The sequence below is a fragment of the Shewanella mangrovi genome (assembly GCF_000753795.1).
Lineage (GTDB): Bacteria > Pseudomonadota > Gammaproteobacteria > Enterobacterales > Shewanellaceae > Shewanella > Shewanella mangrovi.
In genome coordinates this window covers 292,751-308,274 of the sequence record NZ_JPEO01000002.1, presented here as the reverse complement: position 1 = coordinate 308,274, position 15,524 = coordinate 292,751, and the positions used below count along the sequence as shown (strand labels likewise).

Below are 15,524 nucleotides of genomic sequence, written 5' to 3'. Positions count from 1 at the left end.
AAAGGCGATCATATGATCGCCTTTTTTAGATCTCAGATTTACGCGCTAAGCCGGTTATTTAGCGTTGCGGTGACGCTTAGCCAGATTCGCGTTAATTTTCGCTAAATCCATCTCTTGATCTTCCAGCAGCACCAGTAGGTGATAGATCAGATCAGAGGCTTCGTTCACCAACTCTTCTTTATCGTGAGTGGCTGCCGCCAGTGCAGTTTCTAAGCCTTCTTCACCCACTTTTTGCGAAATACGCTTAGTGCCACGAGCAAACAGCGATGCGGTGTAGCTGCTGCTTGGATCGGCATTTTTACGGCCGTGGATTAAGCTTTCCAATTCGTGGATGAATGGATGCACTTCAGCGCCATCCCAACAACTTTCAGTACCGTTATGGCAGGTTGGGCCTACAGGGACCGCTTGCACTAGCAGCGAGTCTTTATCGCAGTCCATCGCCACAGACACCAGCTGTAGATGGTTGCCGGAGCTTTCGCCCTTGGTCCATAAACGTTGTTTGCTGCGGCTAAAGAAGGTGACCAATTGCTTATCAAACGTGGTTTGCAGCGCTTCAGGGTTCATATAACCCAGCATCAGCACCTTCGCCGAATAGTAGTTTTGTACCACTACCGGCACTAAGCCATCCTGCTTTTGCCAATCAATGCCACTCAGCAGCGTTTGTTGCTGCTCAGCGGTCATTGCAAAAAGAGTTTCGTTTTGCATATCAAATCCTGTTGTTAAGCGATGCGTTGATGGCGATCATCAGCGCGAATGCAGATCTGCTGCTCACGCAGGTACTGCTTTAATTCGGGGATTGGGATGATGCCTTTGTGGAACACGCTGGCGGCTAATGCTGCGTCCACTTTGGCCTCAATAAACACGTCACGGAAGTGCTCCATCGCACCCGCGCCACCAGAGGCGATGAGTGGCACGTCACATACTGAGCGCACTTTACCGAGTTGCACTAAATCGTAACCTTGGCGCACGCCGTCGGAGTTCATTACGTTGAGTACGATTTCGCCGCAGCCTTGCTTCTGTGCTTCTTCCACCCAATCAAGTGTGAACCATTGTGTATCACGGGTGGCGGCTTCATCTCCGGTAAACTGTTTCACTTTGTAGCTGTCGCTGTCGGCATCATAAAACGAGTCGATACCGACCACCACACACTGACGACCAAACTCATCGTGTAGCCGACGAATTAAACTTGGATCCGACAGTGCAGGGGAGTTGACCGAAATCTTATCTGCGCCAAAGGCGAGAATTTCCCGCGCTTGCTCGATGGTTTTAATGCCACCCGCAACGCAAAATGGGATATCGATCTGTTCGGCTACGCGGCTGACCCAAGATTTATCCACTACGCGCTCATGGGCACTGGCGCTGATATCGTAAAACACCAGTTCATCGGCACCTTCTTCGGCGTAACGTTGTGCTAATGGCACAATATCACCGACGATTTCATGGTTACGGAATTGAACACCTTTAACGACTTTGCCTGCTTTTACGTCGAGGCAAGGGACTATGCGTTTGGCCAGCATTCGATTGCCTCCTTCACGCTGAATTGGTTGGTTAACAATGCTTTGCCAATAATGATGCCACTGGCGCCGCTGTCGCGCACTGCGGCGACATCTGCCAAGGTGGCTATACCGCCCGATGCTTGCCATAGGATTTCTGGGAACTTGGTCGCCAGCTCCTGATAGAGTGAATTGTTGGCGCCGGTCATAGTGCCGTCGCGGCTAATGTCAGTGACCAAGGCGTGCTTGAGTCCTACCGGGGCGAATTCCGCCACCAGTGACTCCAACGTTTTACCGCCGCCACTTTGCCAGCCATGAACTGCGACAATTTTCTCGCCATTTTCATTGATATTCACATCGAGCGCCAGGCAGATAGCTTCGGCACCAAAACGGACAAACCAGCTTTTTACCAGCTCGGGTTCGCGTACCGCCAGCGAACCAATCACGACGCGGGATGCGCCGCAGGCTAGCAATTCTTCCACTTGTTCGACCGAGCGAATACCACCGCCGACTTGCAGCGGGGTATTTAATCCGGCAGCCAATTCGGCAATCAGCTTGGTTTGGCGTTTAGCGGGATCTTTGGCGCCCGTTAAGTCCACCAGATGTAGCTGTTTGGCGCCTTGCGCTTCATAAGATTGCAACTGCTCCAGCGGGCTTAAATCAAAGGTCGTTTGCTGGCCGTAGTCGCCTTGATAGAGACGTACCACTTGGCCGTCAATCAAATCGATTGCAGGAATAATCATGCTGCGCCTCCGGTTACTTTAGCGTTGTACGCTGCCAACGATGCACTGTCCATCTTGAGGAAGTTAGCTAACATCTTGGCACCAACAGCGGCACTCTTTTCGGGGTGGAATTGCAATCCCATAAAGTTACCATCGGCAATCGCCGCACTAAACGCTTCGCCATATTCGCTGGTGGCGATGCTGTATTCGCTCACAGGTGCGCAGAACGAATGCACAAAGTAGACGAAATCGCCGGCATTGATCCCCTCAAGCAGCGGATGCACCAGGCCATTTTTAACCACTGGCGTTAACTGGTTCCAGCCCATATGTGGGGTAGGTAAGCCTTGGGTATCGAGCGCACGGACTGCAGTCGGGATCAAACCTAAACATGGTGTATCTGCTGCCACGGCGCCTTGCTCAGTAGACTTTTCTGTCATCAGCTGCATGCCAAGGCAAACCCCCATGACTGGCTGCGTTAAGCCTTGTACCAGTTCAATCAGATTTTTTTGTTTGAGCGAGCTCATCGCCGCTGGCGCGCTCCCGACACCGGGTAACACTAAACGGGTCGCGGCTTTGATGGCATCAGCATTGTCCGTCACCAACACATCGGCGCCCAAGCGCTCAAAGGCAAAACGCACCGAGCTTAAGTTGGCGCAACCAGTATCGATGATGATGGTTTCTGCTGTCGCCTTATTCTTTACAGCAGTCATTACAGCACTCCTTTACTTGAGGGCAGCGCATCGCCTTCCACTTTAATGGCTTGGCGCAGCGCTCGGCCAAGCGCTTTAAACAGCGCTTCTACTTTGTGGTGTTCGTTGTGACCAGTGCAACCTATGTGCAAGGTGCAGCGCAGGCCATCAGCGAATGAGCGGAAAAAGTGCGGCACCATCTCTGTCGCCATGCCGCCCACTGCGTCGCGCTCAAACTCACCAGTGAATTTGATAAATGGACGACCAGAAAGATCGAGCAAACATTCACCACTAGCCTCATCCATTGGCAGGCTAAAACCGAAACGGCCAATACCGCGCTTGTCACCTAACGCTTGGCGCAGGGCATCGCCTAAGGCTAAACCGGTATCTTCCACGCTGTGGTGATCGTCGATGTGCAGATCGCCTTTGACTTGCACACTCAGGCTAAAGTTACCGTGGGTGGCGATTTGATCCAGCATGTGGTCGAAGAAGCCGATACCCGTATTGATGCTATTGCCTGCGGCGTTATCTAAATCCACCTTGACGCGAATGTCGGTTTCCTTGGTGGTGCGTACCACTTCGGCTTGGCGACCGCGATTGAGCAGTTGTTTGCAGATGTCATCCCAGCCCAGCGTGTCGCGATTGTATTGGAAGCTTTTCAAGCCCATAGCGTCGGCGAGTTGCACATCGGTTTCACGATCGCCAATGACGGCGGACGTTGTGAAATCGACTTTGCCTGCGGTGAGATAATCTTTCACTAAGCCCAGTTTTGGCTTACGGCAACTGCAGTTGTCGCCGGGGAAGTGTGGGCAAATCAGCACGTCGTCAAACTTCACACCTTGGCTTTCAAAAATCTGCATCATCAGATTATGAGGTGCATCAAAGTCAGCCTGTGGGAACGAATCTGTGCCCAAACCATCTTGGTTAGACACCATTACTAAGCGGTAACCCGCAGCCATCAGTTTCAACAATGTCGGAATCGCTTGCGGCTCAAACGCCAATTTATCGAGGCGGTCTAGCTGTTTGTCGACAGGTGGCTCTTCTACCAAAGTGCCATCACGGTCGATAAATAGAATTTTCTGACTCATAGGGTATTCACCTTTTCGGCCGCTTGCCTGCGGCTTAGTTATTCTTGTGGCGATGGGCTTTTCCCATCGCTAAAGCTAATCGTTATTTCGCTAAGATGTTTCTCAATGCTGCCACAATCTGGTCGGTTTCGGCTTCGTTGGTAAAGCTAAAACGAATCGCATCCAGCAAACGCGGGTCACGATAAGCGCGCGCGACAATGCCCGCTTCTTTTAAACCGCTGCTGACGGTGGCGATATCATCAAAGTAAGCCAGCACAAAGTTGGCGCCGCTAGGCACTACGGTCGCGCCTAACTCTGCTAATTCATCGGCTAAACGTTTGCCTTGCGCTTCTAACAGTTCCACATCAGCCAACATATTGCTGATGCCATCATCGCTCAGCGCATTGACCGCCAGTGTCGATACTGGCAGCGGTACCGGGTACGGTGCAATCACCAACATGATAATGCTGATAACCTCAGTGCTGGCCATCAAAAAGCCGCAGCGTGCGCCCGCAAGAGCAAAGGCTTTAGACAGGGTGCGCAGGATCACTAGGTTCGGATAGCTTTCCAGCAGCTTGGCGACGCTATTTTCTGGACAGAATTCGATATAGGCTTCGTCTACGACCACCAGTTGTTCGGGCAGTTGCTTCACTACCGCTTCAATCTTCTCAACGCTGATAACCGTGCCGGTAGGGTTATTGGGGTTACAGATAAACACCAACTTACAGCCCTTGACGCCGTCAATATCATCTGGCAACGCATAGTCTTCGGTCAGACTCAGTGCATTGACGCCAACATTAAAGGTTTTGGCACTGATGCCATACATGCCGTAAGTCGGACCAAAAATGGCGATGCTATCGCGGCCGGGAATACAAAAGGCGCGGATCAGCAGTTCAATCGCTTCATCAGCGCCGCGACCACACACGATATTGGCCGCAGGTACTTTGCTGTACTTGCTGTAGGCCTCAATTAATTCAGGCGGTTGGCATTCTGGGTAGCGATTTAAACGCGCTAACTCGGTACGGTTAAACGGGCTTTCATTGGCGTTGATCCAGATATCGCCGCGGCCACCAATGCGACGCGCGCTTTGGTAGGGTTCAAGTTCTAACAGCTCTGGTCGTGCCAGACGTTCAGCCAAATTTAAACTTGTTGCGTTGCTCATGTTCCTTGCTCCGCTTATTGTGCTGTTTCAGCGGCAATCGCTTGCAAGCGCAGCGCGACGGCGTTCTTGTGGGCATCTAATTGCTCGGCTGCCGCCAGTATCATCACCGCTTGGCCAAGATTTTGTAAACCTGTGGCTGACAATTCCTGCACGGTAAAGCGGCGCGAGAAATCAGCTAAGCTCAGGCTTGAAACGGTGCGGCTGTAGCCATAGGTGGGCAATACGTGGTTAGTGCCACTGGCGTAGTCACCGACTGACTCAGGAGTAAAGCGGCCAAGAAATACCGAGCCTGCAGCACGCACATATTTCAGGACTTCACGCGGTTCAGCAGTTTGAATGATCAAGTGCTCTGGACCATAGAGGTTTGATACGGCAGCGGCTTGGCGCATATCATCTACCAGCAGTGTACGGCTACAAGAAAGCGCTTGGGTGGCAATCTCAGCCCGTGGCAGTTGCGCCAATTGCTTATCGAGTTCCACTTCTACTTGTGCGGCTAGTGTTTCGCTGTCACTAACCAGCATCACTTGTGAGTCAGGGCCGTGTTCGGCTTGTGATAACAGATCAGCGGCAATAAAGGCAGGTGATGCATCTTTATCGGCAATCACCAACACTTCTGATGGGCCTGCAGGCATATCAATGCTGACGCATGCGCGTGAGTCTTGTGAGACCTGACGCTTAGCTTCGGTCACAAAGCGGTTACCCGGCCCAAAAATTTTGTCGACTGGTTTAATGGTTTCAGTACCAAAGGCGAGGGCAGCGACGGCTTGCGCGCCACCGGCCTGATAGATTTCATTCACACCACACTCAACCGCAGCGTAAACAATGGCATCATCAATCGGCGGTGGGCTTATTAACACGCGGCGCTCACAACCCGCGATTTTTGCTGGCAGTGCCAACATCATCACGGTGGAGATCAGTGGCGCACTGCCGCCAGGAATATACAGACCGACGGCTTCAATGGCTTCACTGCGCAGTTCGCAGCGAATACCGGGTTGGGTATCCAGCGCAATTGGCGTTGGTTTTTGCGCTTCGTGGAAGGCGGTAATGTTTTGCATCGCTTGTTGAATCGCCGCTTTCAGCTCATCGTTTACCCGTGCACAAGCATCATCAATCTCAGCGGCAGACAGTTTGATTTTGTCGATCTGCGCTTTATCAAATTTAGCGGCGTAATCGCGCAGCGCACTGTCACCGTTAGCAATCACTGTGTCGATAATCTCGCTGACAGTGACTTCTAATTGTTGGTCCCCCACCAGCGGTGAGCGGGTTAGCGCGGCTTTTTGCGCCGCACCATCCAGTTGATTCCAGTTGAGCAATTCCATCACGATTACCCCATCATTTTTTCAATTGGCATCACCAGAATAGAAGTCGCACCCAGTGCTTCTAACTCTTCCATGGTGTCCCAGAACAGATCTTCACTGCTTACCGCGTGGATGGCAACGCGGTTAGTGTCGTCATTCAGTGGTAATACGGTTGGATTTTCCGCACCTGGCAGCAGAGACACAATGCGTTCCAGCTTATCGGTTGGTGCGTGCAGCAAAATGTACTTGCTTTCGCGGGCACGAATAACGCCATTGATACGACTCATTAGCTTGTTAATCAGGGCTTGCTGAGCAGCATCTTGGACTTGGTTGGATTGGATTAAACAGGCCATAGAACGGAAGATAACATCGGTTTCATACAGGCCGTTGGCCTCAAGGGTAGCACCGGTCGATACCAAGTCACAGATACCATCAGCCAGACCTGCACGCGGTGCCACTTCTACTGAGCCTTTCAACATACAATCGCGATACGCGATTCCTTGCTGATTCATGTAACGGCGCAGCAGGTTAGGGTAGCTGGTAGCCAAACGCATGCCTTGCAGGCTTTGTGGACCGTCATATTCCACTTCGTTTGGTACCGCCAGCGACAAACGGCAAGCACCGAAATCCAATTGGCGCAGCTTGTTCACTTCGGCATTCTTGCCTAGCGCTTCACGTTCCAGCTGTTCCTCTTCCAGCACGTTTTCACCGACAATGCCGAGGTCCACCACGCCATCCATTACCAAGCCAGGAATATCATCATCACGTACGCGGAGCAGATCCAGTGGCATGTTGTCAGCGTGGGCGATAAGACGTTGTTCATTCACGTTAAATTTAACACCACACAGTTTCAGCAACTGCTGTGATTCTTTCGACAAACGCCCTGATTTCTGGATGGCGATTCTGATGCGTTTTGATGTAGTCATTGTGCTATTCCCTGATTGTTGATTCGTAAAATTTAGTCCAGATAACAAAAAACCCCCGGAATTCCTTCCGAGGGTTATATGTGATCTTGAATCAACCGCCAGAAGGAATGCACCTTCGGCAGTCAGCTCCGAAGGCTACCGCTTATGATGGTGGTGATGGTGGTTGCCGAACTGGAACTGAGTCATGAAATTAAATCCTGTTTACCAACTCTCGTGTTGTCACCAGAGTTAAAATTTGTTGGTGTTGGGCCACTTGCCTCAACAGCGTGGGGATAAAGTAATCCGTTCATTTTTAATTTGCAACCCCAAATAATAGTTTTTTAAGGTTTTGTGCTTGGGAAAGAATTTTTCGCAATAAACAGGCCATCTGATTAAGGATTATCGCTTGTGGTCGTTCTATAAAAAGCGATAATTCCGTCCACGCCTCACTATTTGTCGGTTTAGGAGAGTTGTTTATCAGTCGCTTACAGCAAGAAGTCGCGCGTATTTTTACCGCAGAAGGGCCGCTTTCTCGCGGCGTGCGTGGCTACAAGATCCGCAACGAGCAAGTGACGATGGCCAACGCCGTTGCTGAGTTATTCGCTAAGCGACAAACTAGCGCCCCTTTGGTGTTAGAAGCAGGAACCGGGGTAGGTAAAACCTTTGCGTATCTGGTGCCTGCGCTGCTATCAGGGCAACAAGTAATTATCTCCACCGGCAGTAAAAACCTGCAAGAACAGCTGTTTTATAAAGACATTCCCGCGCTACTGGAATTACTGCAAATCGCCCCCAAAGTGGCACTGCTTAAGGGCCGTAATAACTATCTGTGCCAGCTACGACTGGAGCAGCAACTTAATGGTGCGCAATCGCTCGATGAGCGGGTTTTGGATGACTTACTGCGTATCCAGCTATGGTCCGCCTCTAGCCATGATGGGGATTTAGGCACCATTGCCAGCGTCTCCGAGCAATCCTACGCCTTGCCGCTAGTCGCCTCCACCAAAGAAAGCTGCACCGGCAAACGTTGCGCCCATTACGACGCGTGCTTTACTCGCAAAGCGCGCATTAAAGCCTTAGATGCCAAACTGATTGTGGTCAACCACCACCTATTTTTTGCTGACTGGGTATTAAAAGACACCGGCTTTGCAGAACTGCTGCCCGACGCTGACGCGCTAGTCTTTGATGAGGCGCACCAACTGCCGGATATCGCCGTCAGTTATTTTGGTCAACAGTTGTCGCTGAACAGCCTGTACCGCTTGTTGGAGCGAATGGAAAAGCTCTATGAAGCCGAATTTCGCGATACCCCGCAACTTGGCGATCTTATTCGGCGCTTAATGAGCCGTTTGCGCGATTGGAGCCAAGGGGTGATGAATCGCGATCTGCTCGACTGGCGACAAGTATTGGCGGATAAAGCGCTGGCCAGCCAAAGTTGGCAATTGCTGGATGAGTTTCAAACCCTTGAGCGCGTGTTATTGGGGAATATCGGCCGCCATGATGAACTCGACGACTACTTTGAAAAGTGGCAGGAACTGACTGCCAAATTTACTCAGTTTCTCGCCTGTGATAATCCGCAAGCGGCCTATACGGTAGAGCCGAGTAAAGATTTGCCGCTGCTGCGCATGGCTCCGATTGACGTGACTAAAGAGTGCCAACAGCTGTTTAGCGACGACAAAAAATGGGTGTTTACTTCGGCCACCTTGCAGGTCAATCGCTCGCTCGGGCATTTCAGTAAAGGCTTGGGCTTAAAGGATTGCGATGAACTGATCCTCGACAGCCCGTTCAACTACCAACAAAACGCGCTGTTTTGTGTACCGCGGCAATTGGGCGACGTGCGCAGCAACAGTGATTATCAATTTAACCGTTGGTTAGATATCTGCCAGCAAGCCATCAGCGCTGCCAAAGGTCGCACTTTTATTCTGTTTACCAGCCATCGCATGCTGGAGAAAACCGCGTTAGCGTTACAAGGACGCTGTCACTATCCGTTGTTAGTGCAGGGCACTGCCAGTAAACAAAGCCTGCTGAAAAAATTCCGCCAACTTGGCAACGCCGTCCTGCTCGGCACTGGCAGTTTTTGGGAAGGCGTCGACGTGCGTGGCAAGCTGTTATCTTGCGTCATCATCGACAAGCTGCCGTTTGTCTCCCCCGACGATAATCTCTATCGCGCCCGCGCCAATGCACTCAGCCAACGCGGAGGCGATCCCTTCCGTGATATTTCCCTGCCACAAGCGGTCATCGCCCTCAAACAAGGCTTTGGACGTCTTATTCGTGACGAACAAGACGCAGGCGTGTTAATCCTGTGCGACAACCGCATCGTCAACCGTGACTACGGCGCAGCGTTTCTAAACTCACTGCCACCAATGGCGAGGACACGGGATATGGCGTACGTTGTACGCTTTTTGGAGCAAATCAAATAACAGGGGTTATTTGATTTGTGGGTTGGTGGTGTTGGCTGAACGTTGGGATTATTTATGTTTGCTAACACGTTGTTTGAATAATTTGATGTAGTTAATCACCTGCGCTGGGCGATGCACATGCAGCCATGTGGCACGATGCAAGTACGTCCCTGTAATCTCGACGCCAGCATCCATGCTGGCGACGGCCACAAGTCCGCATGTGCTGGGAATTCTCGGTGTTATCCTGTCAGATATGTGTTTGATGGAGCTAAGTCAGATAAGCGCTTTTTGCCCTTTTTTAAGTTACACCTAATTAATTTACTGTATTGCCAAGCCGTGATTTGACATACTTTTTCTCATTCTAAAAGTGAATATGCTATTACTGGCATTTCGATGGCTGTTTCAATTCAGCAGAACTAATAAGTTCAATTTCCAGTTGGTATAGGCAGAATATGATTACACAAATAAACCTCAGTGATGTAGCAAGTTATCGAAAAAGAACAACTCTCAACACAGATAAAAAAGTAAACATCATTTATGGTTTAAATGGCACTGGTAAAAGTACGTTCTCAAACTACTTATATACGCCGGATGACCCTAAATATCAAAACTGCTCTCACATAGCCGATGGCTGTAAGGTTATTGTTTATAATCAGAAGTTTATCCAAGATAATTTTTACTCTAAAGACTCAATTAACGGTATTTTTAGCCTCTCCAAAGAGAACAAGGAAGCTAAGGAAAGGGTAGAGCAGCTTGGGAAAGCTATCGATCAACTGACTGAAAAGAGCAAGGGCTTCCAAGCAGACATTGACAAAGAAAGTGAGACTATAAAGACAGCGACAGATATGGCAGAAAAAAAAGTCTGGGAAATAAAGACTAATTACTCTGGAGGTGATCGTGTTCTGAAGTTTTGCCTTGATCGGTTAATGGGGGACAAAAAAGTTTTGTTCAACCATCTTGTTTCTGTCCCTTTGCCAAGTGCTAAACCAACTAAAACGATTGAACAGCTTAAAGAGGAAGTTGCAGCGATTGATGGTGACAAAGCCACTACTTACACGGTATTGCCTAAGATTTCATTGTCAGAGCTTTTGCCAGAGGAATTAGAACTACTCAAAGAAATAGTGATTGGTAATGAAGATAGTCCAATCGCAAAACTGATTAATCAGTTGAAAAATTCTGATTGGGTTAGTGATGGTTTGCAGTACCTTGGTGATATTGAAGATGAGACTTGTCCGTTCTGTCAATCGAAAACGATTACGCCTGACTTAATCGCACAAATCAAAGGCTACTTTGATGAGACTTATGAAGAAAGTAAGCATAATATCGGAAAAATACTTAATAAATACCAAGAGATAGTTGAATCTCTGACTGAGTTAGATATCTATAAAAAATCGCCTTTTTCTGTCGATTTCCTTGCTGAAATGACAGAATGTTATGCATCCATTGTCGAAACTCTGAAGTCCAATTTACTAAACATTCAGCAAAAGGAGCAAACGCCGAGCCTGAAAGTTGAGTTGACAGGCCTTAGCGAGCACGTTGCGTCCTTTAATAATTATGTAGATGTAATTAATGCCAGCATTGGTATTCACAATCAGAAAATTACTAATTCAACGCAAGAATTGAAACTTATTAAAGACGAGTTTTGGAAAATTGTTCGATGGGAATACGATCAGACCATCAACGGATATGAATCAAGTAAAAAAAATAGTGATGACAAAATAATCAAGTTGAAAGCGGATAAGGAAGATGTCGACACTGAGATAGCTCAACTAGAAGTTGAGCGAACCGAGCAACAAAAGCAAACAGTTAATATTGATGATTCGATTGAAAATATCAATAAAGGCCTTGTTGATCTTGGAATTACAGATTTTCATATTGAGAAGCACGAGGAAGACCTATATCGCCTTGTAAGAACAGGAACAGAGGGACCGATCTTCTTATCGTTATCGGAGGGCGAAAAGATGATTATTAGCTTTTTGTACTTCCGAGAATTGTTTAAAGGTAAACAAACTGCTGATGAGGCTCATATTAAAAAAATTGCGGTAATTGACGACCCAGTTTCAAGTTTGTCTCATATCTATGTTTACAATATCGGGCAGCTAATAAAGAACGATTTCTTCAATGGTGATGGAGTGGAGCAAGTTTTTGTGCTTACGCATAGCTTGTACTTCTTTTATGAGCTTGTTGATTCAAATCACAAACGAAGAAAAGAAAATCAATCTTTGTATCGACTATCTAAAAATACGAACGGTACAACGATTGAAACGATGAAGTATGAAGAAGTACAGAATGACTATCAATCATACTGGTCAGTGATTAATGACGAAGATCAACCTGCTGCTTTGATTGCAAATTGTATGAGAAACGTAGTTGAATACTTCTTCAACTTTGTGCAGAAATCAGATTTGAGTAACGTAATGCAAAAACAAGAGCTTCAAGAAGTGAAGTATCAAGCTTTCATACGGTACATAAATCGTGAATCTCATTCACTTGGACAAAACATTATCGATTTCAAAGAATTTGACTATGGGGCGTTTAGAGACGGTTTAAGGTTGCTATTCGAAATCACGGGTTATCCTGAGCATTATCAGAAAATGTCTCAGATATAGATACGTTAAATAGTGATCTGAACCATCGAAACTAGGAAGTGAATTAAGCAATTTTTCAACACATGAAGTTATTCGTGAATTACTAAAGTAGCACAATCGCTATCATGAAACTGTCCAAAAAGCTTGTTTGAACTTCAGACGTTTAGGCAACACCAGTTTCCCCTTCGGCGTGGCGTAGGTGCGTTGGGTAGACATTGAGCAATCGAGATATGGATATCGAGAAGCGATGGTGAGTCAGGGACGACGAATCAGAGCGATTTGCGAAAATGGCAAACCAGAAGCGCCGTAGCGTTTCACGCCGTGGGGCGGCATGGGGATTGACAAGGGGACGAGGCCGTCCAGTCCCCTTGTCCTCTGGTGTGGAACGAGTAGTTCCACGACTTTAGCAACCGCAGGTTGCAATCACGCAGTGATAATCTTCATCGTAGTGTGAGCGCGAAAGCTCACGATCTTCGTAAACGCAGTTTGCAAGGCGCAGCCTAATCTTTCCCACGCGTCAGCGTGAAATGGCGTCAGCCATTCAGCAATGCAACCGCAGGTTGCTAACCACTAAGCGTTACCGCTTACCCCACATTTCAATTCTGTTACAAATTAGTTGCCCAACGAGCCCACAAAGCCGACCTGCGAATGTTAAAAATGTTATAACATAGCGCTCTTTGTTTCTAAGCCCCCGATAAGAAGGACATTGAATGAGCGCGCGACAGATGCGTCTGCTTTGGTTAGCACCCGTACTCGGCCTATTGGCTCACATTCCAGCAACTAATGCAGCGATTCAGCAAACTAAAGGCGACTTCCAAGATAAATTCAGACAATTAGACGAAGTTCTGCCAACCCCCAACGTATACCGAAACGCCGCTGGTGAAGCCGGACATCAATACTGGCAACAGCAAGTTGACTATGTGATCAACGCGAAACTCGACGAAAACAAACGTCGCATTGATGCGTCAGAAAACATCACCTATCACAACAATTCACCTGATACGCTCAAGTATCTGTGGATTCAGCTGGATCAAAACAAATTCCGTCCTGATTCGATGTCGGCGCTGACCGATACCTTTGGTGGTAACAGTGGTCGTGGCCCGGCAACTCAAGCAGCCAATGGCGATAGCCCTGCAAAATTGAGCCTGAATGCCTTGCGTCGCCAGCAGTTTGTGGCTGACCATGAGCTTGGATATGAAATTAAGTCAGTCAAGAGTGGTAGCCGCGATCTGCATCATGTGATTGTTGGTACCCTGATGCGAATTGATCTGACCACGCCACTGAAGCCGGGCAAGTCAGTTAAGTTCGCTATCGACTATGGCTACAACATCGTCGAAGAAGATGCGGTGTCAGCGCGTTCTGGCTACGAGCATTTCCCCGATGATAAGCGTGAAGGCGGCAACGATATCTTCCTGTTGGCGCAATGGTTCCCGCGTTTGGCGGCGTACACCGACTATGAAGCATGGACCAATAAAGAGTTTTTGGGCCGTGGTGAGTTTACGTTGGAGTTTGGTAACTACGATGTATCGATGACAGTGCCAGCCGACCACATTGTGTCGGCGACGGGTGAGCTGCAAAACCCGAAAGATGTATTGACTAGCACGCAACGTGATCGTCTTGAGCAAGCTAAAACGGCTAAACGTCCGGTATTTATCGTGACCGAGGAAGAAGCGCTCGAAAACGAGAAAGCAGGCACCGATAAGACTAAAACGTGGCGTTTTAAAGCGGACAATGTGCGTGATTTTGCCTGGGCATCGTCACGTAAATTTATGTGGGATGCCAAAGGCATAACGCAAGACGGCCCACAAAAGCATGTGATGGCGATGTCGTTCTACCCGAAAGAGGGCGGCGATCTGTGGAAGAAGTATTCTACTGAAGCTGTGGTGCATACACTGGACGTCTACAACCGTTTCACTTTCAACTATCCATATCCAACCGCGCAGTCGGTGAACGGCCCAGTGGGCGGTATGGAATATCCGATGATCTCGTTCAACGGGCCACGTACCGAGTTGCAAGACGATGGTTCACGTACTTACTCCTTGTCAGAAAAGCGTTTTCTGGTTGGGGTGGTGATCCACGAAGTCGGCCATAACTATTTCCCAATGGTGGTGAACTCTGATGAACGCCAATGGACGTGGATGGATGAAGGCTTAAACAGCTTCTTGGACGGTGTTGCTGGCCGTGAATGGGACCCGAAAATCCCGTGGGGTGTGGAGCCGCGTGATGTCGTGGGTTACATGAAAGGCTCGTCACAAGTGCCGGTAATGACCCAATCCGATTCAGTATTGCATTTAGGCCCGAACGCTTACACCAAGCCCGCGGTGGCGCTCAACATTTTGCGTGAAACCATTCTTGGCCGTGAGCTGTTTGATTTTGCCTTTAAAGAATACGCCCAGCGTTGGATGTTCAAACGCCCAACACCATCTGACTTTTTCCGTACCATGGAAGAAGCTTCGGGCGTTGATTTAGATTGGTTCTTCCGCGGCTGGTTCTACACCACCGACCATGTTGATATCTCGATTGATCGCATCTACAAACTGCGTCTGGACACCAAAAACCCGGATATCGATTTGCAGCGTCAACGTGAAGCGGAGCAAGATAAGCCGCTGTCGTTAACCGATGAGCGTAACCGTAACGAAGGCCGCAAGCTGTGGGTGGAACGTTTTGAAGATATCAAAGACTTCTACGACGATAACGACCAATACACCGTCACCAACAAAGACCGTAACAAGTACCGCGAATTCCAGAGCAAGCTCAAACCGTGGGAACGCGATACGCTGGAGCGGGCGGTACGTGAAGACAAAAATTACTACGTGATGGACTTTAGTAATTTGGGTGGTCTGGTGATGCCAATTCTGCTGGAGATGGAATTTGCTGACGGCACTAAAGAGTCGATGCGTATTCCTGCTGAGATCTGGCGTCGTAGCCCGAAAGCTGTGTCTAAGCTGATTGTCACCGACAAGAACAAAGAGCTGGTAAGCGTCACCGTCGACCCGCGTTGGGAAACGGCCGATGTAGATGTAGAAAATAACTACTATCCGCGTCGCATTATTCCGTCACGCATTGAAGCTTATAAAGATAAGAAGAGCAAAGACAGGGTGAAAATGGATTTGATGCAAGACATTAAAACCGAGCTGAAGACTGAAGATGATGCTAAGAAAGGTGAGGCGAGCAATGAGCTGTAAGTCGCTGCGCATTATTCAGTTAAGT

At 48.7% G+C, this 15,524-nt stretch carries 11 protein-coding genes and 1 other annotated feature; of the genes, 3 read left to right on the top strand and 8 right to left on the bottom strand.

Features of this window, described 5'->3' with window-relative positions:
• Positions 1-54: 54 nt before the first annotated feature.
• The 8 genes from hisIE to hisG form a co-directional block, all read right to left on the bottom strand.
• The gene (gene hisIE, locus HR45_RS03875) at positions 55-705 is read right to left on the bottom strand and encodes a bifunctional phosphoribosyl-AMP cyclohydrolase/phosphoribosyl-ATP diphosphatase HisIE (protein ID WP_241461047.1); all 651 of its coding nucleotides are present in this window, start codon (positions 703-705) and stop codon (positions 55-57) included.
• A gap of 14 nt (positions 706-719) precedes the next feature.
• A complete protein-coding gene (gene hisF, locus HR45_RS03870; RefSeq protein WP_037439890.1) occupies positions 720-1,517 on the bottom strand; it encodes an imidazole glycerol phosphate synthase subunit HisF in 798 nt (265 codons plus the stop codon).
• Entirely contained in the window at positions 1,499-2,236 is a 738-nt protein-coding gene (gene hisA, locus HR45_RS03865; RefSeq protein WP_037439888.1) for a 1-(5-phosphoribosyl)-5-[(5-phosphoribosylamino)methylideneamino]imidazole-4-carboxamide isomerase, read from the bottom strand. The genes hisF and hisA overlap by 19 nt, the downstream gene beginning before the upstream one ends.
• Positions 2,233-2,925 (bottom strand): imidazole glycerol phosphate synthase subunit HisH, encoded by a 693-nt coding sequence (gene hisH / locus HR45_RS03860; protein ID WP_037439886.1) that lies wholly within the window; start codon positions 2,923-2,925, stop codon positions 2,233-2,235. Before hisH ends, hisA begins: the two co-directional genes overlap by 4 nt.
• Positions 2,925-3,992, bottom strand: coding sequence for a bifunctional histidinol-phosphatase/imidazoleglycerol-phosphate dehydratase HisB (gene hisB / locus HR45_RS03855; RefSeq protein WP_037439884.1), 1,068 nt, complete (start codon positions 3,990-3,992; stop codon positions 2,925-2,927). Before hisB ends, hisH begins: the two co-directional genes overlap by 1 nt.
• 82 nt (positions 3,993-4,074) lie before the next feature.
• Positions 4,075-5,133: a histidinol-phosphate transaminase gene (gene hisC, locus HR45_RS03850; protein WP_037439882.1), complete on the bottom strand. Its 1,059-nt coding sequence runs from the start codon at positions 5,131-5,133 to the stop codon at positions 4,075-4,077.
• A gap of 14 nt (positions 5,134-5,147) precedes the next feature.
• Positions 5,148-6,452 (bottom strand): histidinol dehydrogenase, encoded by a 1,305-nt coding sequence (gene hisD / locus HR45_RS03845; RefSeq protein WP_037439880.1) that lies wholly within the window; start codon positions 6,450-6,452, stop codon positions 5,148-5,150.
• A gap of 5 nt (positions 6,453-6,457) precedes the next feature.
• Entirely contained in the window at positions 6,458-7,357 is a 900-nt protein-coding gene (gene hisG / locus HR45_RS03840) for an ATP phosphoribosyltransferase (RefSeq protein ID WP_037439878.1), read from the bottom strand.
• 43 nt (positions 7,358-7,400) lie between these two features.
• Positions 7,401-7,517: a sequence feature (His leader region), on the bottom strand.
• 295 nt (positions 7,518-7,812) lie between these two features.
• Here hisG and yoaA point away from each other — a divergent pair.
• From yoaA to HR45_RS03825, 3 genes are all read left to right on the top strand, one after another.
• The gene (gene yoaA / locus HR45_RS03835; protein WP_037440352.1) at positions 7,813-9,747 is read left to right on the top strand and encodes a DNA repair helicase YoaA; all 1,935 of its coding nucleotides are present in this window, start codon (positions 7,813-7,815) and stop codon (positions 9,745-9,747) included.
• Positions 9,748-10,178: 431 nt separating this feature from the next.
• Entirely contained in the window at positions 10,179-12,335 is a 2,157-nt protein-coding gene (locus HR45_RS03830; RefSeq protein ID WP_037439876.1) for an AAA family ATPase, read from the top strand.
• A gap of 704 nt (positions 12,336-13,039) precedes the next feature.
• On the top strand, positions 13,040-15,499 hold the full coding sequence (locus HR45_RS03825; protein ID WP_037440350.1) for a M1 family metallopeptidase: 2,460 nt from the start codon (positions 13,040-13,042) through the stop codon (positions 15,497-15,499).
• Positions 15,500-15,524 lie beyond the last annotated feature (25 nt).

Coding starts and splice junctions, on each gene's coding strand:
- hisF (WP_037439890.1), bottom strand. CDS start 1,517: ATGCTGGCCAAACGCATAGTCCCTTGCCTCGACGTAAAAGCAGGCAAA.
- HR45_RS03830 (WP_037439876.1), top strand. CDS start 10,179: ATGATTACACAAATAAACCTCAGTGATGTAGCAAGTTATCGAAAAAGA.
- hisA (WP_037439888.1), bottom strand. CDS start 2,236: ATGATTATTCCTGCAATCGATTTGATTGACGGCCAAGTGGTACGTCTC.
- HR45_RS03825 (WP_037440350.1), top strand. CDS start 13,040: ATGCGTCTGCTTTGGTTAGCACCCGTACTCGGCCTATTGGCTCACATT.
- hisC (WP_037439882.1), bottom strand. CDS start 5,133: ATGAGCAACGCAACAAGTTTAAATTTGGCTGAACGTCTGGCACGACCA.
- hisB (WP_037439884.1), bottom strand. CDS start 3,992: ATGAGTCAGAAAATTCTATTTATCGACCGTGATGGCACTTTGGTAGAA.
- hisD (WP_037439880.1), bottom strand. CDS start 6,452: ATGGAATTGCTCAACTGGAATCAACTGGATGGTGCGGCGCAAAAAGCC.
- hisIE (WP_241461047.1), bottom strand. CDS start 705: ATGCAAAACGAAACTCTTTTTGCAATGACCGCTGAGCAGCAACAAACG.
- hisG (WP_037439878.1), bottom strand. CDS start 7,357: ATGACTACATCAAAACGCATCAGAATCGCCATCCAGAAATCAGGGCGT.
- hisH (WP_037439886.1), bottom strand. CDS start 2,925: ATGACTGCTGTAAAGAATAAGGCGACAGCAGAAACCATCATCATCGAT.